This is a genomic window from Caballeronia glathei (assembly GCF_000698595.1).
Classification (GTDB): domain Bacteria; phylum Pseudomonadota; class Gammaproteobacteria; order Burkholderiales; family Burkholderiaceae; genus Caballeronia; species Caballeronia glathei.
The window spans coordinates 23,873-49,854 of record NZ_JFHC01000005.1 but is presented as its reverse complement, the minus strand read 5'-3'; the positions used below and the strand labels follow the sequence as shown (position 1 = coordinate 49,854).

Annotated in this window: 24 protein-coding genes; 22 read left to right on the top strand and 2 right to left on the bottom strand. The window is 65.8% G+C overall.

Going from position 1 to position 25,982, the window contains the following annotated elements:
• Positions 1-123 precede the first annotated feature (123 nt).
• The 7 genes from BG61_RS05600 (at position 124) to BG61_RS05570 (ending at position 7,661) form a co-directional block, all read left to right on the top strand.
• Positions 124-2,550 carry a DNA polymerase III subunit gamma/tau gene (locus tag BG61_RS05600; RefSeq protein ID WP_035930506.1) on the top strand — a complete coding sequence of 809 codons (2,427 nt, stop codon included), beginning with the start codon at positions 124-126 and terminating at the stop codon, positions 2,548-2,550.
• A gap of 130 nt (positions 2,551-2,680) precedes the next feature.
• Positions 2,681-3,007 (top strand): YbaB/EbfC family nucleoid-associated protein, encoded by a 327-nt coding sequence (locus tag BG61_RS05595; protein ID WP_035930503.1) that lies wholly within the window; start codon positions 2,681-2,683, stop codon positions 3,005-3,007.
• Between the two features lie 42 nt (positions 3,008-3,049).
• Entirely contained in the window at positions 3,050-3,646 is a 597-nt protein-coding gene (gene recR, locus BG61_RS05590; protein WP_035930500.1) for a recombination mediator RecR, read from the top strand.
• A gap of 42 nt (positions 3,647-3,688) precedes the next feature.
• A complete protein-coding gene (locus BG61_RS05585) occupies positions 3,689-4,894 on the top strand; it encodes a CaiB/BaiF CoA transferase family protein (protein ID WP_035930497.1) in 1,206 nt (401 codons plus the stop codon).
• Positions 4,895-4,957: 63 nt separating this feature from the next.
• Entirely contained in the window at positions 4,958-5,995 is a 1,038-nt protein-coding gene (locus BG61_RS05580) for an ABC transporter substrate-binding protein (RefSeq protein ID WP_035930495.1), read from the top strand.
• 5 nt (positions 5,996-6,000) lie between these two features.
• Complete coding sequence (locus BG61_RS05575; protein ID WP_035930493.1) at positions 6,001-6,822, top strand: ABC transporter ATP-binding protein; 822 nt, start codon at positions 6,001-6,003, stop codon at positions 6,820-6,822.
• A gap of 14 nt (positions 6,823-6,836) precedes the next feature.
• On the top strand, positions 6,837-7,661 hold the full coding sequence (locus BG61_RS05570) for an ABC transporter permease (protein ID WP_035930490.1): 825 nt from the start codon (positions 6,837-6,839) through the stop codon (positions 7,659-7,661).
• Between the two features lie 82 nt (positions 7,662-7,743).
• On the opposite strand, the gene BG61_RS05565 is transcribed toward BG61_RS05570, so the two are convergent.
• Positions 7,744-8,718 carry an NADPH:quinone oxidoreductase family protein gene (locus tag BG61_RS05565; RefSeq protein ID WP_035930486.1) on the bottom strand — a complete coding sequence of 325 codons (975 nt, stop codon included), beginning with the start codon at positions 8,716-8,718 and terminating at the stop codon, positions 7,744-7,746.
• 229 nt (positions 8,719-8,947) lie between these two features.
• Here BG61_RS05565 and surE point away from each other — a divergent pair, with 229 nt between their 5' ends.
• Genes surE through rlmD form a run of 6 tightly spaced genes read left to right on the top strand, consistent with a single transcriptional unit; the run spans position 8,948 to position 15,230 of the window.
• Entirely contained in the window at positions 8,948-9,706 is a 759-nt protein-coding gene (gene surE / locus BG61_RS05560) for a 5'/3'-nucleotidase SurE (RefSeq protein ID WP_035930485.1), read from the top strand.
• Complete coding sequence (locus BG61_RS05555) at positions 9,703-10,878, top strand: protein-L-isoaspartate(D-aspartate) O-methyltransferase (RefSeq protein WP_035930716.1); 1,176 nt, start codon at positions 9,703-9,705, stop codon at positions 10,876-10,878. The genes surE and BG61_RS05555 overlap by 4 nt, the downstream gene beginning before the upstream one ends.
• Positions 10,879-10,883: 5 nt before the next feature.
• Complete coding sequence (locus tag BG61_RS05550; protein ID WP_035930482.1) at positions 10,884-11,855, top strand: peptidoglycan DD-metalloendopeptidase family protein; 972 nt, start codon at positions 10,884-10,886, stop codon at positions 11,853-11,855.
• Positions 11,856-11,868: 13 nt separating this feature from the next.
• The gene (rpoS, locus tag BG61_RS05545) at positions 11,869-12,975 is read left to right on the top strand and encodes an RNA polymerase sigma factor RpoS (RefSeq protein WP_035930480.1); all 1,107 of its coding nucleotides are present in this window, start codon (positions 11,869-11,871) and stop codon (positions 12,973-12,975) included.
• Positions 12,976-12,981: 6 nt separating this feature from the next.
• Complete coding sequence (locus BG61_RS05540) at positions 12,982-13,758, top strand: 3'-5' exonuclease (RefSeq protein ID WP_035930477.1); 777 nt, start codon at positions 12,982-12,984, stop codon at positions 13,756-13,758.
• Between the two features lie 56 nt (positions 13,759-13,814).
• Positions 13,815-15,230, top strand: a complete 1,416-nt coding sequence (gene rlmD, locus BG61_RS05535; RefSeq protein ID WP_035930475.1) for a 23S rRNA (uracil(1939)-C(5))-methyltransferase RlmD — start codon at positions 13,815-13,817, stop codon at positions 15,228-15,230.
• A 109-nt stretch (positions 15,231-15,339) separates the two neighbouring features.
• Here the strand turns inward: rlmD and BG61_RS05530 are convergent, their stop codons facing one another.
• Entirely contained in the window at positions 15,340-16,038 is a 699-nt protein-coding gene (locus BG61_RS05530; protein WP_035930473.1) for a Bax inhibitor-1/YccA family protein, read from the bottom strand.
• Positions 16,039-16,327: 289 nt separating this feature from the next.
• Between BG61_RS05530 and ndk the strand changes: the two genes are divergently transcribed.
• The 9 genes from ndk (at position 16,328) to der (ending at position 25,942) form a co-directional block, all read left to right on the top strand.
• Positions 16,328-16,753: a nucleoside-diphosphate kinase gene (gene ndk, locus BG61_RS05525; RefSeq protein WP_035930715.1), complete on the top strand. Its 426-nt coding sequence runs from the start codon at positions 16,328-16,330 to the stop codon at positions 16,751-16,753.
• 150 nt (positions 16,754-16,903) lie between these two features.
• Positions 16,904-18,043, top strand: coding sequence for a dual-specificity RNA methyltransferase RlmN (gene rlmN, locus BG61_RS05520; RefSeq protein WP_035930712.1), 1,140 nt, complete (start codon positions 16,904-16,906; stop codon positions 18,041-18,043).
• Positions 18,044-18,287: 244 nt separating this feature from the next.
• Positions 18,288-19,409 carry a helix-turn-helix domain-containing protein gene (locus tag BG61_RS05515; protein WP_035930471.1) on the top strand — a complete coding sequence of 374 codons (1,122 nt, stop codon included), beginning with the start codon at positions 18,288-18,290 and terminating at the stop codon, positions 19,407-19,409.
• A 115-nt stretch (positions 19,410-19,524) separates the two neighbouring features.
• Positions 19,525-20,841 (top strand): flavodoxin-dependent (E)-4-hydroxy-3-methylbut-2-enyl-diphosphate synthase, encoded by a 1,317-nt coding sequence (gene ispG / locus BG61_RS05510; protein ID WP_035930469.1) that lies wholly within the window; start codon positions 19,525-19,527, stop codon positions 20,839-20,841.
• Between the two features lie 6 nt (positions 20,842-20,847).
• Positions 20,848-22,188, top strand: coding sequence for a histidine--tRNA ligase (hisS, locus tag BG61_RS05505; RefSeq protein WP_035930466.1), 1,341 nt, complete (start codon positions 20,848-20,850; stop codon positions 22,186-22,188).
• A 91-nt stretch (positions 22,189-22,279) separates the two neighbouring features.
• Positions 22,280-22,909 carry a tetratricopeptide repeat protein gene (locus BG61_RS05500; RefSeq protein ID WP_035930464.1) on the top strand — a complete coding sequence of 210 codons (630 nt, stop codon included), beginning with the start codon at positions 22,280-22,282 and terminating at the stop codon, positions 22,907-22,909.
• A 125-nt stretch (positions 22,910-23,034) separates the two neighbouring features.
• On the top strand, positions 23,035-24,177 hold the full coding sequence (gene bamB / locus BG61_RS05495) for an outer membrane protein assembly factor BamB (protein WP_035930462.1): 1,143 nt from the start codon (positions 23,035-23,037) through the stop codon (positions 24,175-24,177).
• A 173-nt stretch (positions 24,178-24,350) separates the two neighbouring features.
• A complete protein-coding gene (locus BG61_RS41760; protein ID WP_152565218.1) occupies positions 24,351-24,605 on the top strand; it encodes a hypothetical protein in 255 nt (84 codons plus the stop codon).
• The gene (gene der / locus BG61_RS05490) at positions 24,605-25,942 is read left to right on the top strand and encodes a ribosome biogenesis GTPase Der (protein WP_035930459.1); all 1,338 of its coding nucleotides are present in this window, start codon (positions 24,605-24,607) and stop codon (positions 25,940-25,942) included. Before BG61_RS41760 ends, der begins: the two co-directional genes overlap by 1 nt.
• The last annotated feature ends 40 nt before the right edge of the window (positions 25,943-25,982 follow it).

The window sequence follows — 25,982 nt, the reverse complement described above, 5'->3', positions numbered from 1 at the left end:
TTCCACTGCGGTTTCTCACTGTATTTTCATTGCATCGACGCTTCAGTGCGGGCCTTTGTTCGCGCGCCTTCCGCGCTCGTCCGAAACGCCTTTGCCGCTTGACGTTGCTGATACAATTTCGGCATGACCTATCAAGTTCTCGCACGCAAATGGCGGCCGAAATCCTTCGCGTCGCTCGTCGGCCAGGAGCACGTCGTTCGTGCGCTCACGCACGCACTCGACGGCGGCCGCCTGCATCACGCCTATCTGTTCACGGGCACGCGCGGCGTCGGCAAGACGACGCTCTCGCGCATCTTCGCGAAGGCGCTCAATTGTGAAACCGGCGTGACCTCCACGCCGTGCGGCGTGTGCCGTGCGTGCAGGGAGATCGACGAGGGGCGCTTCGTCGACTATGTGGAAATGGACGCGGCGAGCAATCGCGGCGTCGACGAGATGGCGGCGCTGCTCGAGCGTGCCGTGTACGCCCCCGTCGATGCGCGCTTCAAGGTCTACATGATCGACGAAGTGCACATGCTCACGAACCATGCGTTCAACGCGATGCTGAAGACGCTCGAAGAGCCGCCGTCGCACGTCAAGTTCATCCTCGCCACCACCGATCCGCAGAAGATTCCCGTCACCGTGCTTTCGCGCTGCCTGCAGTTCAATCTGAAGCAGATGCCGGCGGGGCATATCGTGTCGCATCTCGAGAACATTCTCGGCGAGGAAAAGATCGTATTCGAGCCGCAGGCGCTGCGGCTTCTGTCGCGGGCAGCGGACGGCAGCATGCGCGATGCGCTTTCGCTCACCGATCAGGCAATCGCCTATTCGGCCAATCAGGTCACCGAGGAGGCCGTGCGCGGCATGCTCGGCGCGCTCGACCAGAGCTATCTGATTCGACTGCTCGACGCACTCGCGGCGGGCGACGGCGAAAGCGTGCTGTCCGTCGCCGACGAAATGGCGCTGCGCAGCCTGTCGTTCTCGACCGCGCTGCAGGATCTCGCGGGGCTGCTGCACCGGATCGCGTGGGCGCAGTTCGCGCCGTCGTCGGTGCTCGACGAATGGCCGGAAGCCGCGGATATCCGCCGGTTCGCCGATGCGCTGTCCGCCGAGCAGGTCCAGTTGTTCTATCAGATCGCCACCATCGGACGCAGCGAACTGGGTCTCGCGCCCGACGAATACGCAGGCTTCACGATGACGCTCCTGCGCATGCTCGCGTTCGAGCCGGCGGGCGGACCGGGCGGCGGGGGCGGGCTCGCGGTGAACGCGGCGCGCGGGCAGGGCATTGCGCGCTCGACTGCCTCGCCGGGCGTGGCGGCAGGCGGCGCGCTTGCATCGTCGGCGAAGTCGGTGCATGGGGCGTCGAAGGAAGCGGCCAAGTCTGTCGGCGATGCGGCGCAGGCGCAAACCGGCCGAAGCTCGGCGGCGCAGGCGCAAGGTCCCGCTTCAGGCGATATTGCCGTGCCGGACTCGGCGATCGAGCAACCTGCTGTGCTGCCTGAACCTGACGTTTCCGCAATTCGGAAACCCGCGGCTTCGCCGGAACGCGTGAGCGCTCCCGCCGATACGGCCCTTGCGCCGTCCGCAACCGTCACGACCGAAGCCTCAGCCGATATCGCGCAACCACCCGCAGCCGTGGAGCGCGCAACGCCTGCGCCCGTGGCCGCAGCCGCACGGCAGGCCGCCGAGGATGCCGCAAGCGAAGCGCCCGCAGCCGTCAAGCCGCGCGCGGCAGGTGGCGCGAGCGCCGCGCTCGATGTGCTGCGCAGCGCGGGCATGCGCGTATCGTCGGATCGCGCGGCGCGCGCGGCTCCGCCTGCACCGAAGCCTGTCGCGGCGAAGCCCGCCGTGCAGGTGCAAGTGCCGGTGCCGGCCCCGCGCCGTGCCGCGGCTGCGCAGCCCTCGGCATCCGCATCCGCATCCGCATCCGCCGCTCCGGCGCAGGCAAAGCGCGGCAGCGCCGGGGCATCGGTGCCGCCGTGGGAAGACATGCCGCCGGACGACTACATGCCGGCGTCGGCGGAAGACGCGTATTTCATGCCGCCCGACGACGGCTTCGTTCCCGCCTTCGAAAGCGGCCCCGATGACCTGCGCCTCGCCGATGCGCCCGTCGCGAAGCCCGCGCCGCAGGTGGACGCGCGTCCGCTGCCGCCCGCCGTGCCGCTCGATGCGATCGGCGTGCCGGGCGACTGGCCCGCGCTCGCCGTCGATCTGCCGCTCAAGGGCATTTCGTACCAGCTCGCGTTCAACAGCGAGCTGACCGCCTGCGATCAGGGCTCCATCACACTCAGCGTGCCCGTACCGCAATACGCGGAGAGCGCGCAAGTCGCAAAATTGAAGGCGGCGCTCGCCGAGAGGCTCGGCCGCGCGCTCGAAGTCAACGTGGCCGTCGGGCCGGCCCGGCGGACCGCCGCGGCGCTCGACGCCGCCGCGCGCGCGAAGCGTCAGCAGGAAGCCGAGCAGGAAATCACGCAGGACCCGTTCGTGCAGTCGCTGATCCGCGATTTCGGCGCGAGCATCGTGCAGGGCACGATCAGGCCGCTCGCGCCGGGTTCCCCGGCCGGCGGCAACTGATCATGCGAACGGCGCCCGCCATCGGCGAAGGCGTCGCGCTCGAAGCAACATCGCAGGCGCGCCGGGCGTTCAGGCAACCGGGCGCGCCCCTGAACAATCCGCAATACCCCGATCCAGGAAGGAGCACATCATGATGAAGAACCAACTCGCCGGGCTGATGAAACAGGCCCAGCAGATGCAGGAAAACATGAAGAAGATGCAGGACCAGCTCGCGCTGATCGAGGTGGAAGGGCAGTCGGGCGCGGGCCTGGTGAAGGTCACGATGACCTGCAAGAACGACGTGCGCCGCGTGCAGATCGACCCGAGCCTGCTTGCCGACGACAAGGACATGCTGGAAGACCTCGTCGCCGCCGCCTTCAACGACGCCGTGCGCAAAGCCGAAGCCACCACGCAGGAAAAGATGAGCGGCATGACCGCCGGCATGCCGATGCCGCCGGGTTTCAAGCTCCCGTTCTGAGCAACGCCCTGAACGGCTGGCGCTCCTCCACACCAGGGACACATGAAGCAACCTTCCGCCTTGTCGGCGCTCGTCGAGGCGCTGCGCGCGCTGCCGGGCGTCGGTCCGAAATCGGCGCAGCGCATGGCCTATCACCTGATGCAGCACGACCGCGCGGGCGCCGAAAAGCTCGGCCGCTCGCTGATGTTCGCAACAGAGCACCTGAAGCACTGCGAGAAGTGCAACACGTTCACGGAGGCGGCGATCTGCGAGGTGTGCAGCGATCCGGAGCGCGATCCTGCGCTCCTGTGCGTCGTCGAAACACCCGCTGACCAGATCATGCTCGAGCAGACGCTCACGTATCGCGGGCTCTATTTCGTGCTGATGGGGCATCTGAGCCCGCTCGACGGCATCGGCCCGAAGGAGATCCACTTCGACCGGCTGATCGCCCGCGCGAACGACGGCGTCGTGCAGGAAGTCGTGCTGGCGACGAACTTCACGAACGAAGGCGAGGCGACCGCCCACTATCTTGCGCAGACGCTCAAGGCGAAAGGGCTGAAGGTGACGCGCCTCGCGCGGGGCGTACCGGTCGGCGGCGAGCTCGAATACGTCGATGCGGGCACGATCGCGCGCGCGATGCTCGACCGGCGATCGGTGTAGCGGCACAGGGCAACACGCACAAAAAAACGACCAGGAGACAACATGAGCGCAGTGACCGGACCGCTTGCCGGCGTGAAGGTGCTGGAACTCGGCACGCTGATCGCCGGGCCTTTCGCCGCCCGCTTCATGGGCGAATTCGGCGCCGACGTCATCAAGATCGAAGACCCGAACGGCGGCGATCCGCTGCGCAAGTGGAGAAAGCTCTACCCGGAAGTCGGCGGCACGTCCCTGTGGTGGGCGGTGCAGGCGCGCAACAAGAAATCAGTGACCGTCAATCTCAAGGCCGACGAAGGCAAGGAGATCGTGCGGCGGCTCGCGAAGGAAGCGGACATCGTCGTCGAGAATTTCCGCCCCGGGCTGCTCGAAAAGCTCGGGCTCGGGTACGAAGTGCTGTCCGCCGAGAATCCGGGCCTCGTCATGGTGCGGCTTTCCGGCTACGGGCAGACCGGGCCGTATCGCGACCGGCCGGGCTTCGGTGCGATCGCGGAATCGATGGGGGGCCTGCGGCACATCACGGGATACCCCGATCTCCCGCCGCCGCGCATCGGCATTTCCATCGGCGATTCGATCGCGGCGCTGCACGGCGTGATCGGCGCGCTGATGGCCCTGCATCATCGAAAGATGAACGGTGGCAAGGGACAGGTGGTCGACGTCGCGCTCTACGAAGCCGTCTTCAACATGATGGAGAGCGTCGTGCCGGAATACGGCGTGTATGGCCTCGTGCGCGAGCGCACGGGCGCGTCGCTGCCGGGCATCGTGCCGTCGAACACGTATCCGTGCCGCGACGGCAGCATCGTGATCGGCGGCAACAGCGATCCGATCTTCAAGCGCCTGATGGCGGCCATCGAACGCGACGATCTGGCGAACGACCCGGCGCTCGCCTCGAACGACGGCCGTGTGCCGCGCACGCAGGAAATCGACGACGCGATCGCCGCCTGGCTCGCGACGCGCAGCATCGACGAAGCGCTCGCGGTGCTCAATGCCGCCGATGTGCCCGCGGGGCGCATCTACAGCGTCGCCGACATGTTCACCGATCCGCAGTACATCGCGCGCCAGATGCTGCAGCGCTTTCCGTGGCAGGACGGGCGCGAGATCACGCTGCCCAACGTCACGCCGAAGCTCTCGGAAACGCCCGGCGAGACCCGCTGGCTCGGCCCGCGGCTCGGTGAACACACGGATGAAGTCCTTCAGTCGCTCGGGTATCATCCTGACGACATTGCGCGGCTGCGGGCTTCGAAGGTGATCTAGCTCACGCCTGACTCGCCCGCTGAAAAGAACACAAGAGAACACAAGACCAGGAGACAGAAGTCGATGAAACGCAGAACGTTCATTGCGAGCGGTGCCGTGCTCGCGGGTGGTGCATTGTCGGGCGCGCCGCTCGCGTTTGCGCAGGCGAAGCCGGAGCAGTCGAAGGTCGCGATAGCGGTCGGCGGCAAGAACCTCTTCTATTACCTGCCGCTCACGATCGCGGAGCGGCGCAACTACTTCAAGGACGAAGGGCTCGACGTCGAGATCTCCGACTTCGCCGGCGGCGCGAAGGCGTTGCAGGCGGCGGTGGGCGGCAGCGCGGACGTGGTCTCGGGGGCCTACGAGCACACGCTGCTCCTGCAGGCGAAGAACCAGATGTTCCGCGAATTCGTGCTGCAGGGCCGTGCGCCGCAGATCGTGCTGGCGGTATCGAAGAAGACGATGCCGAACTACAAGTCGATTGCCGATCTGAAGGGCAAGAAGATCGGCGTGACGGCGCCCGGCTCGTCGACGTCGATCATGGCGAGCTTCGTGCTCGCGAAGGCGGGGCTTACTGCGAGCGACGTCGCGTTCATCGGCGTGGGGGCGGGTGCCGGCGCGATCGCCGCGCTGCAGTCCGGCCAGATCGACGCGCTCGCGAACCTCGACCCGGTGATGACCAAGCTCGAGCGCTCCGGCGAGATTCGCATCGTCTCCGACACGCGCACGCTGGCCGACACGAAGAGCGTCTTCGGCGGCAACATGCCGGCGGGGTGCCTGTATGCGTCGCAGAGTTTCATCACCAAGAATCCGAACACCACGCAGGCGCTCACCAACGCAATGGTGCGCGCGCTCAAGTGGCTGCAGACGGCATCGGGCACGGACCTCATTTCAACCGTTCCGGAAGGCTATCTGCTCGGCGACCGCGCGCTCTATCTCGATTCGTGGCAGCACGTGAAGGAAGCGCTTTCGCCCGACGGCCTGATGCCCGCCGACGGCCCCGCCACCGCGCTCAAGACATTGCAGGCGTTCGACCAGACCGTGAAGGGCAAGCCGATCGACCTCTCGAAGACGTGGACCAACGACTTCGTGAAGAAAGCCCTCGTGACGGTCAAGGCCTGAGCCCGATGCAGGCATCTTCACACTACGCGCTCGCGCTCGACAACATCACCTGCACGTTCGCTTCGCGCGACAACCGCAACGCGCGCTACACCGCCGTGAAGGAAACGAGCCTCTTCATCGCGCCGGGCGAATTCGTGTCGGTGGTCGGCCCGACGGGCTGCGGCAAGTCCACGCTGCTCAACGTGGGCGCGGGGCTGTTGCAGCCGTCCTCGGGCGCCGTCACGGTGTTCGGTGAGAAGCTCGCGGGCATCAACCGGCGCGCGGGCTACATGTTCCAGTCCGAAGCGCTGATGCCGTGGCGCTCGGCGCTCGACAACGTCACGGCGGGACTCGCGTTTCGCGGCGTGCCGAAAGGCGAGGCGCGCGAGCGCGGCGAGGAGTGGTTAAAGCGCGTGGGCCTCGGCGGTTTCGGCGACCGCTATCCGCACCAGCTCTCGGGCGGCATGCGAAAGCGCGTCGGCATGGCGCAGACGCTGATCCTCGATCCGGACATCATCCTGATGGACGAGCCGTTCTCCGCACTCGACATCCAGACGCGCCAGCTGATGGAAAACGAGCTGCTCGAACTGTGGGCGGCGAAGCGCAAGGCCGTGCTCTTCATCACGCACGACCTGGACGAGGCGATTTCGATGTCCGACCGCGTGGTCGTGCTGTCGGCGGGGCCGGGCACGCATCCGATCGGCGAATTCACGATCGACCTGCCGCGTCCGCGCGACGTCGCCGAGATTCGTTCGCATCCGCGCTTCGTGGAACTGCACGCGCAGATCTGGGGCGTGCTGCGCGAAGAGGTGCTCAAGGGCTATCAGCAACAGCTCACTGCCGTCTAGGAAAGGCTTCGATCATGTGGAACAAATTGCGCCCGAACCGCGCAAATCTGGTGCTCTGGCAGTGGCTGCTGCTCGTCGCGTGCTTTCTGCTCTGGTACGTGCTCACGAGCCCGACGCTCCTTCCCGCGTTCTATTTCGACGACTCGAGCAAGGCCGCGTTCTTCTTCGGCGAGCCGCAGAAGGTGCTCCTGCGCATCTGGGAGTGGTTCACGACGGGCGAGATCTACGTGCATCTGTGGGTGACGCTGATCGAGACCGTGCTCGCGTTCGCGATCGGCACGGTGTCCGGGCTCGGCGTCGGCCTGTGGCTCGCGCTCGCGCCGACGATGAGCGCGCTCCTCGATCCGTACATCAAGGCCGCCAATTCGATGCCGCGCGTGATCCTCGCGCCCATCTTCGCGGTCTGGTTCGGACTCGGCATCTGGTCGAAGGTGGCGCTCGGCGTGACGCTCGTGTTCTTCATCGTGTTCTTCAACGTCTATCAGGGCGTGAAGGAAGTGAGCCCGGTCGTGCTGGCGAACGCGCGGATGCTCGGCGCGAACCGCAAGCAACTGTTGCGGCACGTGTATTTGCCGAGTGCGACGAGCTGGGTGTTCTCCAGCCTGCATACGTCGGTGGGGCTCGCATTCGTCGGCTCGGTGGTCGGCGAGTATCTCGGCTCGGCACGCGGCGTCGGGTATCTGATCCTGCAGGCCGAAGGCACCTTCGACATCAACACGGTGTTTGCCGGCATCCTCGTGCTCACCGCCTTCGCGCTGGTGCTCGACGGCATCGTCGCGCTGGCCGAGCGCAGGCTGATGAAGTGGCAGCCGAAGACCGGAGAGACGGAGAAGCTCTAAGCGGCTTCGAACAAAACGCGCCGCAATGCGGCGCGTTTTGTTCGATTGCGAAAGGCAGACGTTTTGCCGGCAATCACGCGCATCAAGGCTCGATCACGACCTTGCCGGTGACACGGCGGTGCGCCATGTCGTCGAGGGCCTGCGGCACTTCGTCGAGCGTGTAGCGCTTCGACACATGCAGGCGCATCCTGCCTTCCCTGATCCAGCCGATCATCTGCTCGAAGCCCGCCGCGGCGAGATCGGCTTCGCGCTGCATGTGCCCGCCCCAGAACACGCCCACGATGCTCGCGCCCTTGAGCAGCGCGAGATTGAACGGCAGTTTCGGAATCTCGCCGTTGGCGAAGCCGACGACGAGATAGCGCCCGCGCCATCCGATGCTGCGAAACGCCGGCTCCGCGTACTCGCCGCCGACCGGATCGAAGATCACGTCCGGTCCGTGGCCGTCCGTGAGCGCGCGGATGCGTTCGCGCAGGTCCTCGCGCGAATAGTCGATGGTCGCGTCCGCGCCGTGTTCGACGGTGAGCGCAAGCTTTTCCGCGCTCGACGCCGCCGCGATCACCCGCGCGCCGAGCGCCTTGCCGATCTGGACCGCCGCGAGTCCGACACCGCCTGCCGCACCAAGAACCAGCATCGTCTCGCCGGCCTTGAGGGCCCCGCGATCGGTCACCGCGTGGTGCGACGTGCCGTAGGCGAGCGTGAACGCGGCGGCGCTCGCGAGATCGACATCGTCGGGCAGCGCGACGCATGACGCCTCGCTCGCGCGCGCCTGCTCGGCGAACGCGCCTTGCGCCGTGTAGGCGGCGACCCGCATGCCGGGCCGCAAGCGCGTGACGCCCGCGCCCACCTCGCGCACGATGCCGGCAAGCTCCGCGCCGGGCGTGAACGGCAACGGCGGCTTGAACTGATATTTGTTCTGGATGATCAGCACGTCGGGGAAATTCACGCTGGCCGCCTTCACGTCGATCACGACTTCGCCTGCTTCCGGATGCAGGTCCGGCAGATTCTCGACGGTAAGCGTTTCGGGTGGTCCGTACCGGTTGCAGCGGATGGCGCGCATGAGCTCTCCTCGAATGGTTACGCGTAAGTGTAGAGCAGGGTGCGGCGCCGCGCGCCCAACCGCCCATGCCGCGCGCAGACGCGTTCGCGGCGAGGTGCAAGCCACGCGGAGCCAAAGCGGAAAATGGCGAAAAAGCGCGCGCGGCGGGCGGCGCAAACCTGTGCGCGGCGTGCTCCGGCGTGCTGGCAGAGTCGTTCGCGTGCCATCTTTCCTCGGTTACAATCGTCGGATGCGAATCCTACTCAGCAACGACGACGGTTATCTTGCGCGCGGCATCAACGTGCTTCACGCGGCCATGCAGCCGCTCGGCGAAGTCACGGTGATGGCGCCGGAGCAGAATTGCAGCGGAGCGTCGAATTCGCTCACGCTGTCGCGTCCGCTCAGCATCCACCGGGCGGCGAACGGCTTTTTCTACGTGAACGGCACGCCCACCGACTCGGTCCACATCGCGCTCACCGGCATGCTCGACGAGAAGCCGGACCTCGTCGTGTCGGGTATCAACAACGGCCAGAACGTCGGCGAGGACACGCTGTATTCAGGCACCGTCGCGGCGGCCACCGAAGGCTTCATGTTCGGCGTGCCCGCCATCGCGTTTTCGCTCGTCGGCCGCGACTGGCTGCATCTCGAAGATGCGGCGCGCGTCGCCGCCGAAATCGTCGCGCATTTTCTCGAGCATCCGATGCCCGGGCATCCGCTGCTCAATGTCAACATTCCGAGCCTGCCTTACGACCAGATGGGCGAGTGGCGCGTCACGCGGCTCGGCAAGCGCCATCCTTCGCAGCCGGTGATTCGCCAGACCGATCCGCGCGGCAATCCGATCTACTGGATCGGCCCGTCGGGCGACGCGCTCGATGCAAGCGAAGGCACCGATTTCCACGCAGTCGCGAACGGTCATGTCTCGATCACGCCGCTGCAACTCGACCTGACTCACACGAAGCTGCTGTCCGAAACGACCGAATGGGCGCGCGCGGGGAGCAACCGCACATGACGGACGAGCGCGCGAAGCGCTTTCCGCTGGCGCTCGCCGACCTTGTGCGCGAACCGCGCAAGCCGGGCGCCCGCGCGGACGCCGCGCGTCCGAAGAGCACGGCGAGCGGTGCGCTCAGATCCGTGCCGCACGCCGGCGCGGCAGGCAAGCGGACGGCGGGAAGCACGGCCACGGCGGCGCACAAGGGCGCGGCCGTCACGACGCCGGGCGCCGGCGTCGCAGCGGTGAAGCATGCGGCACAGGCCAGGCCGGCATCGCCGGGGCCTGCGGCGGTCAAGCCGGTCAGCGCGCCTGCCGTAAAGCCGGCGGGCGGCGCGGCGGCGCGGCCGTCGAATGCGCTGAATCAGACGGGCGGCACATCGCCGCATCCGCTTTCATCCGGCACGAGACACGCCGCGGCGAAAGTATCCGCCGTCGCGCACCAGTTGCCCGGCGCGCTGCGCGCGGCGCCGCGCCAGAACGAACAGCGCGAATCCGTGTCGAGCATCAGGCGGGGCGCGCCGAACGTCGCGCTGAACACGGCGCACGCGCTTACCTCGGAACGGGTGCGCGAGCGCATGGTCGAACGGCTGCGCGCGAACGGCATCACCGACCCGCGCGTGCTGAACGCGATGTCCGTGGTGCCGCGCCACATGTTCGTCGATCCGGGCCTCGCCGCGCAGGCTTACGAAGACGCGGCGCTGCCCATCGGCCATCACCAGACGATCTCGAAGCCGTCGGTCGTCGCGCGCATGATCGAGCTCGTCGCGGCCGGCCGCACGCTCTCGAAGGTGCTTGAGATCGGCACCGGCTGCGGCTATCAGGCGGCGGTGCTGTCGCTGGTCGCGGCCGAGGTGTATTCGATCGAGCGCGTGCGTCCGCTTTCGGAGCGCGCGAAGCTCAATCTGCGGCCGCTGCGGGTGCCGAACATCCGCCTGCATTACGGCGACGGAAGGCTCGGGCTGAGCGCCGCGGCGCCGTTCGATGCGATCGTCATCGCGTGCGCCGGGCTCGACGTGCCGCAGGCGCTGCTGGATCAGCTGGCGGTCGGCGGGCGCCTTGTCGCGCCGGTCGGATCGCAGAGCGCGCAGTCGCAGGTGCTGACGCTCGTGGAGCGGGTCTCGCCGACGCAATGGCGGGAGTCGCAGCTCGATCGTGTTTTCTTTGTACCCTTAAAATCCGGAGTGATTTGACACCGATGAGTATGTTGCGTGCTATGCGAGAAAGGAGCGCGAACGCCCGCCCGGCGGCGGTTGAGCGCGGTGTGTGCGTCCTCGCGCTGTCCGTGCTGGCAGCCTGTTCGACGCGGATGGACCAAGCACCGGTCGTCGACCGCACCGGCGCGGCCATCAGCACGCAAGGTGCGCAGCCCGCCTTGCCGGAGGGACCGCCGCCGCCGGGTTATTACCGCGTAAAACCGGGCGATACCCTATATCGGATCGCACTGGAAAACGGTCAGAATTATCATGACATCGCGTCGTGGAACAACCTGACGAACCCGAACCAGATCGAAGTGGGTCAGCTTGTGCGGGTCGCCCCGCCGGGCGCGAATGTCGCCGCGACGACGCCGGGCGTCGCCACCGCGCCGATCACGGGCGGCGGCGTGCAGGCGCAGCCGCTCAACGGATCGATGGCCGGCACGCCGCAGCCGGGCGTGACGACCGGCACGACCGCGCAGCCGCCGGTGTACGGCTCCGCGTCGGGCATGGGAACCGCGCCGGGGACGGTGCCGGGCGCGGCACCCGCGGCGGTGCCCGGAATCGGGGCTGCGGCGGGCGTGGACAGTGCCGCGGCGGCGTCGGCGCAGCCGGCTTTCATCTGGCCGGTGCGCGGGCCGATTCTCGGCACGTTCGACGATGCCAGGAACAAGGGGTTGAATATCGGTGGCGCGGCGGGGGAAGCGGTCAATGCGTCGGCGGACGGGCGTGTCGTGTACTCGGGTAATGGTCTGCGCGGTTACGGCAACCTTATTATCATCAAGCACGACGCGACTTTTCTGACAGCATATGCACACAACCGCGCTTTGATGGTAAAAGAGGGTGACGCGGTGACAAAAGGGCAGAAAATCGCTGAGATGGGGAATAGCGATTCGGACCGCGTGATGTTGCACTTCGAAGTTCGCCGACAGGGCAAACCTGTCGACCCACTGAAGTATTTGCCGCCGCAATAAAAGCGAAACCATCATGCCTAAAACGAAGCGCCGCCTGCCGCAAGCCGAGACTGAGACGATCAGCCGACCCATGCAAGTATCGGTGGAAGACGGTGCTTCGAGCCATGAAGACGACGATTCCGACGCGGTGGACGTCGAAATCGACCCATCCGACGAGGAAAGCGGCGCGCGCGCCAAGGGCTCGGCTGAAGAACCGAGTGACGGCGCAAACGATTCCGTCCCGGACGCGGACGATTTTCGTTCGCTTTTGCAGGCCGAACTCACGGCCGACACGATCCAGCATTATCTGAATCGAATCAGCGTCAAGCCGCTTTTGACGGTCGAGGAAGAGCAGCGCTATTCGCGGCTCGCCAAAGCGGGCGAGTTCGAGGCGCGCCAGGTCATGATCGAGCGCAATCTGCGGCTCGTCGTGAGTATCGCAAAGGGTTATCTGAATCGCGGCGTGCCGCTGCTCGATTTAATCGAGGAGGGCAATCTCGGCCTCATGCACGCGATCGAGAAATTCGATCCCACGCGCGGTTTCCGTTTTTCGACTTACGCCACCTGGTGGATTCGCCAGAGCATCGAGCGCGCGATCATGAATCAGGCGCGCACGGTGCGTCTGCCGGTGCACGTGATCCGCGAATTGAACCAGGTGCTGCGCGCCAAGCGCCATCTGGAAAAAAATTCCGCGAATTCGACGGCCGCGATCGCACCCGACCGCCGCGACGCGAGCATCGACGACATCGCCTATCTGACGGGCAAGACGCCCGAGGAAGTCACCGACATCCTCGCGCTCAACGAGCACACGGCGTCGCTCGACGCGCCGCTCGACCTCGATCCCGGCTCGAGCCTGCTCGACCTGCTGTCCGACGACCAGAGCCAGTCGCCGGACGCGGAAGTGCAGCACCGCGAGTTGGAATCGCTCACGCGCCTGTGGCTCTCGCGCCTGTCGGACAAGCACCGGCACGTGATCGAGCGCCGCTTCGGGCTCAATCACATCGAGCCGGCCACGCTCGAGGAACTCGCCGACGAAATGGGTCTTACGCGTGAGCGCGTGCGCCAGATCCAGCAGGAGGCGCTCGTGCGGCTCAAGCGCTTTTTCGCTTCCAACGGCGTTCGCAAGGACGCCGTGCTCTAGAACTTGATGACACCCATTCTCGTTTTCGACATCGAGACGATCCCCGATGTCGACGGTATTCGCCGTCTCGAAGATCTGCCCGCCGCGCTCACCGACGCCGAAGTCGCCGAATTCGCGTTTGCCGCACGGCGCGAGCGCGTGGGCAACGATTTCCTGCCGCATCACCTGCAGCGCGTTGCGGCGATTTCGTGTGTGTTTCGCGACAACAACGGCTTTCGCGTGCGCTCGCTCGGCACGCCGCAGGATTCCGAGGCGGTGCTGATCCAGTCGTTTTTTCGCGTGATCGAGAAGTACACGCCGCAACTCGTGTCGTGGAACGGCGGCGGATTCGACCTGCCCGTGCTCCATTACCGCGCGCTCGTGCATGGTGTCGCGGCGTCGCGCTACTGGGACCTGGGTCAGGACGACCGCGAGTTCAAGTTCAACAACTACATCAGCCGCTACCACTCGCGGCATACGGACCTGATGGACGTCCTCGCGATGTACCAGGCCCGCGCGAACGCGCCGCTCGACGCGCTCGCGAAGCTTTGCGGCTTTCCGGGCAAGCTCGGCATGGACGGCGGCCAGGTGTGGGCGGCGTACTGCGAGGGACGCATCGAGGAGATCCGCAATTACTGCGAGACGGACGTCGTCAATACGTACCTGATGTACTGCCGCTTCCAGCTGATGCGCGGCGGCTTTTCCGCCGACGAGTACGCCGACGAAATCAATTTCGTGAAGAACGCGCTCGCGCTCGAACCGTCGCCGCACTGGGCGCACTATCTGGCGGCTTTTGGCGGGTAAGCCCGCGGTGTTCGTCTACAATCTCGCCTTTGTCACGTCAGTCAGGAAGTCCGCAGGTGTCTGAAGCCGCTCGAAAATCCACGCATCGCCGCCGCGCCGCGCCGGCCAGGTCCGTTGTGCCCGATCCGTCGTTCGCCGCGCCCGAAATCGAGATCGAATCGCTCGACATGGAAGCGCGCGGCGTCGGCCGCACGGTCAACGAAGATGGCCAGCCGGGCAAGGTGATTTTCGTCGAGGGCGCGCTGCCGGGCGAGCGCGTGACCTATTCGAGCTACCGCAAGAAGCCGAGCTTCGAGCAGGCGCAGGTTGTGAGCGTGCTGCGCGAGAGCGTGATCCGCACGACGCCCAAGTGCCGGTTTTTCGGCACCTGCGGCGGCTGCTCGATGCAGCATCTCGACGTGCGCGCGCAGATCGCCGTGAAGCAGCGCGTGCTGGAAGACAGCCTTCAGCATCTGAGTAAGCTGCGCGCGGAAACGATGTTCCGGCCGATCCACGGGCCGTCGTGGGGCTATCGCTACCGGGCGCGGCTCACCGTGCGCCACGTGGAGAAGAAGGGCGGCGTGCTGGTTGGCTTTCACGAGCGCAAGAGCAGCTATGTCGCCGACATGACGAGCTGCGAGGTGCTGCCGCCGCACGTATCCGCGATGCTCGTGCCGCTGCGGCATCTGGTGGCGGGGCTGTCGATTCGCGACCGCATGCCGCAGATCGAACTGGCGGTCGGCTCGGAGGTGACGGCGCTCGTGCTGCGCATTCTCGAGCCGCTCACCGAGGCCGACGAGGCATTGCTGCGCACTTTCGCCGACGAGCACGGCGTGCAGTTCTGGCTCCAGCCGAAGGGTCCGGACACGGCGTACCCGTTCTATCCGCTGGACGCGGAGCTGGCCTACACGCTGCCGGAATTCGGCATCCGCATGCCGTTCAAGCCGACCGATTTCACGCAGGTGAACCACCAGATCAATCGCGTGCTGGTGAGCCGGGCGCTTGCCCTGCTCGCGCCGTCGAAAACGGACCGCGTGCTCGATCTCTTCTGCGGAATCGGCAATTTCACGCTGCCGCTCGCGCGGATGTCGCGCGAGGTGGTGGGCATCGAAGGCAGCGAGGTGCTCACGGCGCGCGCGCTCGAGAACGCGAAGGCGAACGGCGTGGATGCGCATACGTCGTTTGCGTGCCGCAATCTCTTCGAAGTCACCGCCGACGACCTGCGCGCACTCGGCGCATTCGACAAGTTCCTGATCGATCCGCCGCGCGAAGGGGCGCTGGCGGTTGCGAAGGCGCTGGCGGACATCGCGCAAAGCGGCGACGGGCCGCTGCCGAGGCGCATCGTGTACGTGTCGTGCAGCCCCGCGACGCTTGCCCGCGATGCCGGTCTGCTCGTCCACGAGGCCGGCTACCGGATGAAGGGCGCGGGGGTGGTGAACATGTTCCCGCACACGTCGCATGTGGAATCCATCGCGCTGTTCGAGCGCGACTGAGCGGCGGTTTTTCCCGCTTTACGCCTTTCCTGCCTTTGCGCAGACATGAAAAAACCGGCCCGAAGGCCGGTTTTTTCGTTGCGGGCGTGCGCTTTTGCGCGCGAGCGCGTCAGTTGCGGTTGCCGCCGAAGATGCCGAGCAGCGCCAGCAGGTTCGTGAACACGTTGTAGAGGTCCAGGTAAATCGCGAGCGCGGCGCTGATGTAGTTCGTTTCGCCGCCGTTCACGACGCGCTGGACGTCGAACAGCATGTAAGCCGAGAAGATCACGATCGCGAGCACGGAGACCGTCAGCATCAGCGCCGGCAACTGCAGGAAGACGTTCGCGAACGCGGCGAGCAGGATCACGATCACGCCCATGAACAGCCACTTGCCGAGGCCCGAGAAATCACGCTTGCTGACCGTGGCGATGGTCGCCATGGCCGCGAAGATGATGCCGGTGCCGCCGAATGCCAGCATGATGAGCTGCGGCCCGTTCGAGAACCCGAGGATGAAGCTCAGGAGCCGCGACAGCATGAGTCCCATGAAGAACGTGAAACCGAGCAGCACGAGCACGCCGAGGCCGCTGTCCTTCGTCTTTTCGATGGCGAACATGAAGCCGAACGCGATCGCGAGGAACGCGATGAAGCTCATGGCCGGGCTGGTGGCCGCGAAGAGCGAGAATCCGGTCGTGACGCCGATCCAGGCGCCGAGCACCGTCGGCACCATCGATAGCGCCAGCAGCCAGTAGGTGTTGCGCAGCACGCGGTTGCGCGTCTCCACCGATGTGACGCTGCCGCTGCGGCCAAAACTGTAGGGTGATTCGTTCATGGTTTCTCCTTGCCTTGACTGTCGAAGTGCGACATCCATAAAACGCGGTTGGAACGTACGCCGGCGAATTCGCCGCCGCCGGTCGCATGCGCCGGCCGATGCCAATATGGGTCTATCTTGCGCCGATTTCAATAGCGCTGCAGCCGCCCTCAAAAGCACCGCCGGATCTCGTTCTCCGCCTGTTTGATCCTTACGGAACAGTAAGGTTTCAATCGCAATCATACATCTCTTCGTGCTACAATTGTCGATTCATTTAAATTCCTAACCCGTTCATTTTTTGGAGTTTTTCATGGCGATCGAGCGCACCCTGTCGATTATCAAGCCGGACGCAGTGGCAAAGAACGTTATCGGCCAGATCTACAGCCGGTTCGAAAACGCTGGCCTCAAGATCGTTGCGGCTCGCATGGTTCATCTGTCGCGTGCCGACGCGGAAAAGTTCTACGCCGTGCACGCCGCGCGGCCGTTCTTCAAGGACCTCGTTGAATTCATGATTTCCGGCCCCGTGATGATCCAGGCGCTGGAAGGCGAGAACGCGATCGCCACGAACCGCGACCTGATGGGCGCGACGGACCCGAAGAAGGCAGACAAGGGCACGATCCGTGCGGATTTCGCCGACAGCATCGACGCAAACGCCGTGCATGGTTCGGACGCAGCCGAAACGGCGCGTCAGGAAATTGCGTTCTTCTTCCCGGAAGTGAACGTTTACTCGCGCTAATCGGCAATTGCCGGGCAACTATTGATCATGTTCCGCGGCTTCGCGGAAGAAGTATCGAAGCAGACCGGCAGCAGATATAGCAGCAATTGGCGCGAAAGGCCCGGGCATCTCGCCCGGGCCTGGCTCTAGACAGAAATGGCAGAATTCGACATGACGAGCAGCTCTACCGTCAACCTCCTCGATCTCGACGCCGCCGGGCTGGTCGCATATTGCGACAGCCTGGGGGAGAAGCCGTTTCGCGCCAAGCAGTTGCAGCGCTGGATTCACCAGTACGGCGCCGACGACTTCGACGGCATGACGGACCTGGCAAAATCCCTGCGCGAAAAATTGAAGGGCCGCGCCAGCATGGCGATGCCCGCCATCGTCAGCGATCACGTTTCCGCCGACGGCACACGCAAGTGGCTGATCGATGTCGGCAACAGCAATGCGGTAGAAACCGTTTTCATCCCCGAGGAACATCGCGGCACGCTGTGCGTTTCGTCGCAGGCGGGCTGCGCGGTCAATTGCCGCTTCTGTTCCACGGGCAAGCAGGGCTTCTCGCGCAACCTCACCACCGGCGAGATCATCGGCCAGTTGCGCATGGCGGAATTCGCGCTGCGCAAGTCGCTCGGTCGTGACGTCGGCGGGCCGGGCAAGGGCGAGCGCGTCGTCACGAACGTCGTGATGATGGGCATGGGCGAGCCGCTTCTCAACTACGACGCGGTCGTGCCGGCCATGCGCCTGATGCTCGACGACAACGCCTACGGCCTGTCGCGCCGGCGCGTGACGCTGTCCACGTCGGGCGTCGTGCCGATGATGGACCGGCTTGCCGCCGACCTGCCGGTGGCGCTCGCGGTGTCGCTGCACGCGCCGAACGATCCGCTGCGCGACATGCTCGTGCCGCTCAACAAGAAGTATCCGCTGCGCGAGCTGATGGCGGCCTGCCAGCGCTATCTGAAGGTCGCGCCGCGCGATTTCATCACGTTCGAATACTGCATGCTCGACGGCGTGAACGACAGCGAGGCGCACGCGCGCGAGCTGCTGGCGGTGACGCGCGACGTTCCGTGCAAGTTCAACCTGATCCCGTTCAACCCGTTCCCCGAGTCGGGTCTCACCCGTTCGCGCAACGACCAGATCAAGCGCTTTGCGCAGGTGCTGATCGACGCGGGTATCGTGACCACGGTGCGCAAGACGCGCGGCGACGACATCGACGCCGCCTGCGGCCAGCTGGCGGGCGCGGTGCAGGACCGCACGCGGCTTGCCGAGCGCATGGGACGGCAGTCGAAGGTCATCGAGGTGCGGGCTGTCTGAGCGATGGCCGACCGACGCATCGCGGGGAGGCGTCGGGCGTATCAAACGCGTGTTTCTGGCGCGAAAACCAAAGAAAAGCGGCAAAGAAAAGCGAAGCAAGCGATCGGATGCGGCACGAAAAACCGCACATTTTGTTATAAAGCGGTCTGCGACGGGCAACGGGCTGTATCGTGCACACGGTTTACGTGTATGTAGTTCGGCGTTGCACAGCGTCAAATAAAAGAATCGATGCGAGGAATTTGGGATGAGTGAGCCGCAGCACCCGGCGCCATTCGGCGGTCATACCGGCAATCAACCTGGCGGCCAGCCGGACGGTCAGGCAATGTCCGGAGGGGCAGCGTCAAGCGGAGTTCAGGCGGGGAGCTTGGAATCGATCGCGGCGGTCGGAGCGCGCCTCATGCAACTTCGTGAGGCGAAGGGCTGGTCCATCGACGATGTATCGGCGCGACTCAAGGTGTCGCCGCAAAAATTGCGTTTGCTGGAAGCGGGCGACCTGAGCCACCTGCCTGACCGCACCTTCGCGGCGGGTATCGTGCGCAGCTACGCGAAAATGCTCGGCGCCGATCCGGCACCGTTTACCGCGGCACTGCGCCGCGCGAGCGGACCGGTCGAACAGAATCTCACGTTGCCGGCGTCGTCCGGTAGCGGATTGCCGCGCGGACGCGTGTCCGTGCCGCTCGGCGGTTCGGGGCGCCGCCGCTCGTGGCTGTGGGGCGTCGCGGCGGTCATCGTGGCCGTGATCGCGCTCGCGATGTGGCATACGGGCGGCGATTCCGCCGCGTGGCTCGCGCGCCTGAAGGCGAGCGCCAATGGCACGGCGGTGTCGAGCGCGGGCGGGACGAGCGCGGCGTCGTCGGTCGCGACACCCGACGAGGCGGCTGCAGCAAACACCGGCGAGGCGTCGTCGCCGGGCGAGACCGCGACTGCGGCAGCCGGCGAGGGCGCCCAGCCGATGCCGCATCCGCTCGGCACCAACGCGCTGCCCGCGTCGTCGTCGGCGATTGCTGCCGTTCAGGGCGCGAGCGCCATCGCGCCGGCGGCTTCGGCACCCGCGGCGGTGGCTGCGGCCCAGACGCCGGCCCCGGCCCCCGCATCGGCGCCGGCTGTCGCGGGCACGGGCGGAAACGCGCTCGAAATGAGGGTGAAGCAGGACAGCTGGTTCAGCGTGCGCCAGAAAGACGGCAAGGAAGTATTCTCTGGTCTCGTGCGCGCGGGCGACGCCCAGCGCGTCGAAGGCGAACTGCCTTTCAAGGTGACGATCGGCAACCGGGCCGGGCTCGAATCGCTGACGCTCGACGACGAACCCGTCGATCCCGCCAAATATGCCGTGGCGCGCGGCAACGTCGCGCGCTTCTCGCTGCCCTGAAGGCGCGGCGAGTCGATGAATCGAGGGTGCCGCCGGCTGTTGCCGGCGGTGCTGGTTTCATAGGGTCCACAAATGCGCCACCGCGTGACAGCCGGCGGTGCGAGAGGGTTTTTAGATGCAATCCGAAGCTCAATCCCTGATCAGCAGCAAGATTTGTTCGGCCGAGCCGGTGTTCGGCGGGCCGCTTAAGCGCCGCGCGTCGCATGGCGTCGACGTGCGCTGGGGCGGCCAGCTCGTGACGATCGGCGGCGACGCGCCGGTGCGCGTGCAGTCGATGACCAATACCGACACCGCCGACGCCATCGGCACCGCCATTCAGGTGAAGGAACTGGCGCAGGCGGGCTCGGAACTCGTGCGCATCACGGTGAACACGCCGGAAGCGGCCGCTGCCGTGCCGCACGTGCGCGAGCAGCTCGACCGGATGGGCGTGACGGTGCCGCTCGTCGGCGACTTTCACTACAACGGCCACCTGCTGCTGCGCGACTATCCGGCATGTGCCGAGGCGCTGTCGAAGTACCGGATCAACCCGGGCAACGTCGGCCAGGGCGCGAAGCGGGACACCCAGTTCGCGCAGATGATCGAAGCGGCCGCGCGCTACGACAAGCCGGTGCGCATCGGCGTGAACTGGGGCAGTCTCGATCAGGACCTGCTCGCGCGCATGATGGACGAGAACGCCGCGCGCACGACGCCCTGGGACGCGCAGAGCGTGATGTACGAAGCGCTGATCCAGTCGGCGATCGGCTCGGCGGAACGCGCGGTCGAGCTCGGCCTCGGGCGCGACAGGATCATCCTGTCGTGCAAGGTGAGTGGCGTGCAGGACCTGATCGCGGTGTATCGCGAACTGGCGAGGCGCTGCAGCTTCGCGCTGCATCTCGGCCTGACCGAGGCGGGCATGGGATCGAAGGGCATCGTCGCGTCCACGGCGGCGCTGTCGGTGCTGCTGCAGGAAGGCATCGGCGACACGATCCGCATCTCCCTCACGCCGGAGCCGGGCGGGGCACGCACGGGCGAAGTGATCGTCGGCCAGGAAATCCTGCAGACCATGGGCCTGCGCTCGTTCACGCCGATGGTGATCGCATGCCCGGGCTGCGGCCGTACCACGAGCACGCTGTTCCAGGAACTCGCGTCGCAGATCCAGACGTACCTGCGCAATGAAATGCCGGTCTGGCGCGACCAGTATCCGGGCGTCGAAAAGATGCACGTCGCGGTGATGGGCTGCATCGTGAACGGCCCGGGCGAATCGAAGCAGGCCAATATCGGCATCAGCTTGCCGGGCTCCGGCGAAAATCCGGCGGCGCCCGTGTTCGTCGACGGCGTGAAGGTGAAGACGCTGCGTGGCGAGCGCATCGCCGAGGAATTCCAGCAAATCGTAAGCGACTACGTCGCGCGCACCTACGGCAAGCGCGAAGAGACGGCCGCGGCATCACTCTAAAGACAGATGACAGAACAGAAGAAACGGCTCGAGAAACTGAGCGGCGTGAAGGGCATGAACGACATCCTCCCGCAGGATGCCGCGTTGTGGGATTTCTTCGAAACGACCGTCAAGTCGATGCTGCGCGCCTACGGATACCAGAAAATCCGCACGCCGATCATCGAGCATACGCAGCTTTTCACGCGCGGAATCGGCGAGGTGACCGACATCGTCGAGAAGGAAATGTACAGCTTCACCGACGCGCTCAACGGCGAGCATCTCACCATGCGCCCCGAGAACACGGCGGCGGTGGTGCGCGCGACGATCGAGCACAACCTGCTCTACGACGGCCCGAAGCGCCTGTGGTACATCGGGCCGATGTTCCGCCACGAGCGTCCGCAGCGCGGGCGTTACCGGCAGTTCCATCAGGTCGGCGTGGAAGCGCTCGGCTTCGCGGGGCCGGATGCGGATGCCGAAATCATCATGATGTGCCAGCGCCTCTGGGACGACCTCGGGCTCACCGGCATCCGCCTCGAACTGAACTCGCTCGGTCAGGCCGATGAACGCGCGGCTCACCGCAAGGAACTGATCGCGTATCTCGAAAAGCACGTCGACCTGCTCGACGAGGAAGCGAAGCGCCGCCTGTATACGAACCCGCTGCGCGTGCTCGACACGAAGAATCCGGCACTGCAGGAAATTGCGCAGAACGCGCCGAAGCTCGTCGATTTTCTCGGCGACGAATCGCGGGCGCATTTCGAAGGCGTCCAGCGCCTCCTGAAGGCGAACAACATTCCGTTCAAAATCAATCCGCGTCTGGTTCGCGGCCTCGACTACTACAACCTCACGGTGTTCGAATGGGTGACCGACAAGCTCGGCGCGCAGGGCACTGTCGCGGGCGGCGGGCGCTACGACCCGCTGATCGAGCAGCTCGGCGGCAAGCCGACGAAGGCATGTGGATGGGCGATGGGCGTCGAGCGCATCCTCGAATTGCTGAAGGAAGAGAAGCTCGTGCCGGAAGACGAGGGCACGGATGTCTACGTGGTGCACCAGGGCGAAGCCGCGGCCGAACAGGCGTTCATTATCGCCGAGCGCCTGCGCGACACCGGCCTCGACGTGATCCTGCATTGCAGCGCGGACGGCGCATCGGCGAGCTTCAAATCGCAGATGAAGAAGGCCGACGCGAGCGGCGCTGCGTTCGCCGTGATTCTGGGCGAGGACGAACTCGCGCAGGGCACCGCGGGCGTGAAACCACTGCGCAATCTGGACAAGGACGGCCAGAAGAACGAGCAGGCGAACGTCGCGCTGGAAGACTTGACCGAATATCTAATCAATGCGATGGTTGCATCCGCCGATGACGGCGCTGATTAAATTTTAGGCAGCGACCGTGCGCGCAGGGCCCAATCGAGAGGGTTCGGCTCGGTGCGCGCCATAAATAAGGCAAGGAAGGAACGGCTGGGCAATGAGCTATCACGACGAACAAGAATCACTGGAAAATCTGAAGCACTGGTGGGCCAGGTGGGGCAACGGGGTGACGTGGGTCGTCCTTGCTGCGCTCGTGGTCGCGGCGGGTTTCAACGGCTGGAACTACTGGCAGCGGCGCCAGGCGGCGGAAGCGGCCGTGCTGTACGACCAGGTTCAGCAGGCGGTCAATTCGAACGACAAGGCGAAGATCTCGCGTGTCGCCTCCGACATGGAAGACAAGTTCGGCGGCACCGCCTACGCGCAGATGACCGCGCTCGCCGCAGCGAAGGCGCTGTACGCGGCGGGCGACACGGCCGCCGCGAAGGCGCAGCTGCAATGGACGGCGGACCACGCGAAGGACGACGAGTACAAGCAGATCGCGAAACTGCGCCTGTCGCTGTTGCTGCTCGACGAGAAAGCCTACGACGCAGGCCTGAAGGTGCTCGCCGATGCGCCGCTCGACGCGTTCAAGGGCGTGGTGTCCGACCGTCGCGGCGATCTGCTCGCAGCCCAGGGCAAGCGCGATGACGCTCGTGCCGCCTACAAGGTGGCACTCGACACGCTGCCGAAGAGCGACACGTCCGCGCGCCAACTCGTCCAGTTCAAGCTGGATGCGCTCGGCGGCTGAACTGCGCCGCCTCCCGTGCTTCGCGGCGCGCCCGTGCGGCCGGCGCGACATCGCGCAAACGCTGACGAGCGCGAGCCGCCGCGCACGCCGATCAACTGAATCTCTCTATTAACTTGCGTCCACCGATGACCCTTCTGAAACGCTACGCTCTCCCGCTTGCCTGTGCGATGACTGCCTTGCTGGCAGCTTGCTCATCCACCAAGGACGAACGTCGTGTGCCGACACCGCTCGTGGAAATCAAGCCGGTCCTGAACGTCGCCGAAGTGTGGAAGGCGAGCGTCGGCAAGTCCGGCCGGTATCTGTTCGCCCCGGTCGCCGTGGGCGACGCGGTGTATGCGGCGGGCGTCAACGGCACGGTCGCGAAGATCGATGCGAAGACCGGTCAGGACGTGTGGCGCACGAAGCTCAAGGACGACCTGTCGGCGGGCGTCGGCAGCGACGGCAACCTGACGGCGGTTGGCGGCCTGAAAGGCGCGGTCTACGTGCTCGGGCCGGACGGCAAGCAGCTGTGGAACGCGGTCGCGCCGGGCGAGATCATCTCGCCGCCGCTCGTCGGCAACGATCTCGTTGTCGTGCGCACGATCGACGGCAAGATCATCGCGTTCAACGCGCAGACGGGCGAGCAGAAGTGGGTCTTTCAGCTGCGCGCCGTTCCGCTGAACCTGCGCGTCGCGGCCGGCATGACGTTCGCGGCCAACCAGGCCGTCCTCGCGGGCTTCCCGGGCGGCACGTTCGCCGCGATCAACCTGCAAACAGGCGACGCCTTCTGGCAGGCGCCCGTGTCGTTCCCCAAGGGCGTGACCGAGGTCGAGCGCATCAACGACGTGACCGGCGCGCCGACGCTCGTCGGTGCCCAGACGTGCGCGGTCACGTTCCAGGGCCGCATCGGCTGCTTCGATGCGAATTCGGGCCGCTCCGTGTGGGAGCGGGCCTTTTCCAGCGACAGCGGCCTCGCGCAGGACGATCAGATCGTCGCAGCCGGCGACGACTGGTCAGTCGTCAACGCGTTCAACGCCACCGATGGCACGCCGCTCTGGAAATCGGACAAGCTGAAGAACCGCCAGGTCAGTGTGCCGTTCATTCTCGGGCGCGCGGTGGTCGTCGGCGATTACGAAGGCTATGTGCATTTCCTCGACACCACCAAGGGCGAACTGGTCGGCCGCGCGAAAACCGACGGCAGCGCGATCACCGCGGCGCCGGTGCTCGCGGGCGACACGCTCGTCGTGCAGACGCACGACGGCGGCATCTACGGATTCCGCCCGCGCTGACCGACTGGCCTGATTTGACCGCGAGCCGGCGCTGCCGGCTCGCGTGCGTTATGCGCTGCCGGCGCTTCACGTTCGCGGCGGCAGATTCGCGTGATGGCCGTGGCGAAGCGCCGGCTTTCACGATCGCCCGGCGCGCCAACGCCGGGGCGAAAGAAACACGAGCGGCGCGCGGCATGAGCGCGCTCGCGAAAGCAGCACCGAAAGCTGCACCAGGCGGCCGCAAGAAAAGCGCTTCGACCGGACGGCGCGAGGCAAGAAAGCGGCGCGGCCGGCGGCAATCCCGCGCGTTCCACGCATCCGAACGTGCCGCATGCCGAATCCATGCTAATTTTCGACAAAACGCAGCCTTTTCTCGCGGCGTTTTCAGACCTTTCGCGCCCCATGCGCTGGAATTGTCCGCCTTGCGTTCAACAGTGAACAACATCTGATGAAACCCGTAATTGCCCTCGTCGGGCGCCCCAATGTGGGGAAATCGACCCTTTTCAACCGCCTCACGCGCTCGCGCGACGCGCTCGTCGCCGATTTGCCGGGCTTGACGCGCGACCGCCACTACGGCGAGGGCCGCGTCGGCGACCGGCCGTATCTCGTCGTCGACACGGGCGGGTTCGAGCCCGTCGCGAAAGACGGCATCCTGCACGAGATGGCGCGCCAGACGCGCCAGGCCGTGGAGGAGGCGGACGTGGTGGTGTTCATCGTCGACGGCCGCAACGGACTCGCGCCGCAGGACAAGGCGATCGCCGACTATCTGCGCAAGACCGGCCGGCCGCTCTTCCTTGTCGTCAACAAGGCGGAAGGCATGAAATACACCGCCGTCGCGGCCGATTTCTACGAACTCGGCTTAGGCGACCCGCGCGCGATTTCGGCCGCGCACGGCGACGGCGTCACCGAGATGATCAGCGACGCGCTCGAAGTCGCCTACGCCGGCCAGCCGGAGGAAGACGACGAGGCCAAGGCGCAGCACGGCGTGAAGATCGCGATCGTCGGGCGGCCGAACGTCGGTAAATCGACGCTCGTGAACACGCTGATCGGCGAGGAACGCGTGATCGCCTTCGACATGCCCGGCACGACGCGCGACTCGATCTACGTTGATTTCGAGCGGCAAGGCCGCAAATACACGCTGATCGACACAGCGGGCCTGCGCCGGCGCGGCAAGGTGTTCGAGGCGATCGAGAAGTTTTCGGTGGTAAAAACCTTGCAGTCGATTTCGGACGCGAACGTCGTCATTCTGCTGCTCGACGCCCAGCAGGACATCTCCGAGCAGGATGCGCACATCGCGGGATTCGTGGTGGAGCAGGGCCGGGCGCTCGTGGTTGGCGTGAACAAGTGGGACGGGCTGGATTCGCATGTGCGCGAGCGCACCAAGGCCGATCTGACGCGCAAGCTCAAGTTTCTGGACTTTGCTAAATTCCACTACGTGTCGGCGCTGGAAAAGACGGGGATCGGCCAGCTGATGAAATCGGTCGACGACGCCTACGCCGCCGCCATGTCCAAACTGCCGACGCCGAAGCTCACGCGCGCGCTCATCGACGCGGTGGAATTCCAGCAGCCGCGCCGCCGCGGTCCGGTGCGCCCCAAGCTGCGCTATGCGCACCAGGGCGGCCAGAATCCGCCGATCATCGTGGTGCACGGCAACGCACTCGACTCGATCACGGACACCTATAAACGCTACCTCGAAGGGCGCTTCCGCGAAACTTTTGGGCTGGTGGGCACTCCATTGCGCATAGAGTTTCGTTCCAGCCGAAACCCTTACGCGGACAAGGGCTGAGTCCCGCGCGCACCAAGCCTTTCGCCGCCTGGCGGTGAAT

Bases quoted from the DNA above. Each gene is read 5' to 3' on its own strand.
- ispG (WP_035930469.1), top strand. From the start codon at position 19,525: ATGCAATCCGAAGCTCAATCCCTGATCAGCAGCAAGATTTGTTCGGCC.
- rlmN (WP_035930712.1), top strand. From the start codon at position 16,904: ATGACGAGCAGCTCTACCGTCAACCTCCTCGATCTCGACGCCGCCGGG.
- hisS (WP_035930466.1), top strand. From the start codon at position 20,848: ATGACAGAACAGAAGAAACGGCTCGAGAAACTGAGCGGCGTGAAGGGC.
- BG61_RS05550 (WP_035930482.1), top strand. From the start codon at position 10,884: ATGAGTATGTTGCGTGCTATGCGAGAAAGGAGCGCGAACGCCCGCCCG.
- BG61_RS05580 (WP_035930495.1), top strand. From the start codon at position 4,958: ATGAAACGCAGAACGTTCATTGCGAGCGGTGCCGTGCTCGCGGGTGGT.
- surE (WP_035930485.1), top strand. From the start codon at position 8,948: ATGCGAATCCTACTCAGCAACGACGACGGTTATCTTGCGCGCGGCATC.
- ndk (WP_035930715.1), top strand. From the start codon at position 16,328: ATGGCGATCGAGCGCACCCTGTCGATTATCAAGCCGGACGCAGTGGCA.
- BG61_RS05570 (WP_035930490.1), top strand. From the start codon at position 6,837: ATGTGGAACAAATTGCGCCCGAACCGCGCAAATCTGGTGCTCTGGCAG.
- bamB (WP_035930462.1), top strand. From the start codon at position 23,035: ATGACCCTTCTGAAACGCTACGCTCTCCCGCTTGCCTGTGCGATGACT.
- BG61_RS05540 (WP_035930477.1), top strand. From the start codon at position 12,982: ATGACACCCATTCTCGTTTTCGACATCGAGACGATCCCCGATGTCGAC.
- rpoS (WP_035930480.1), top strand. From the start codon at position 11,869: ATGCCTAAAACGAAGCGCCGCCTGCCGCAAGCCGAGACTGAGACGATC.
- BG61_RS05555 (WP_035930716.1), top strand. From the start codon at position 9,703: ATGACGGACGAGCGCGCGAAGCGCTTTCCGCTGGCGCTCGCCGACCTT.
- BG61_RS05515 (WP_035930471.1), top strand. From the start codon at position 18,288: ATGAGTGAGCCGCAGCACCCGGCGCCATTCGGCGGTCATACCGGCAAT.
- BG61_RS05585 (WP_035930497.1), top strand. From the start codon at position 3,689: ATGAGCGCAGTGACCGGACCGCTTGCCGGCGTGAAGGTGCTGGAACTC.
- BG61_RS05565 (WP_035930486.1), bottom strand. From the start codon at position 8,718: ATGCGCGCCATCCGCTGCAACCGGTACGGACCACCCGAAACGCTTACC.
- BG61_RS05500 (WP_035930464.1), top strand. From the start codon at position 22,280: ATGAGCTATCACGACGAACAAGAATCACTGGAAAATCTGAAGCACTGG.
- BG61_RS05575 (WP_035930493.1), top strand. From the start codon at position 6,001: ATGCAGGCATCTTCACACTACGCGCTCGCGCTCGACAACATCACCTGC.
- BG61_RS05595 (WP_035930503.1), top strand. From the start codon at position 2,681: ATGATGAAGAACCAACTCGCCGGGCTGATGAAACAGGCCCAGCAGATG.
- BG61_RS05600 (WP_035930506.1), top strand. From the start codon at position 124: ATGACCTATCAAGTTCTCGCACGCAAATGGCGGCCGAAATCCTTCGCG.
- BG61_RS05530 (WP_035930473.1), bottom strand. From the start codon at position 16,038: ATGAACGAATCACCCTACAGTTTTGGCCGCAGCGGCAGCGTCACATCG.
- der (WP_035930459.1), top strand. From the start codon at position 24,605: ATGAAACCCGTAATTGCCCTCGTCGGGCGCCCCAATGTGGGGAAATCG.
- recR (WP_035930500.1), top strand. From the start codon at position 3,050: ATGAAGCAACCTTCCGCCTTGTCGGCGCTCGTCGAGGCGCTGCGCGCG.
- BG61_RS41760 (WP_152565218.1), top strand. From the start codon at position 24,351: ATGAGCGCGCTCGCGAAAGCAGCACCGAAAGCTGCACCAGGCGGCCGC.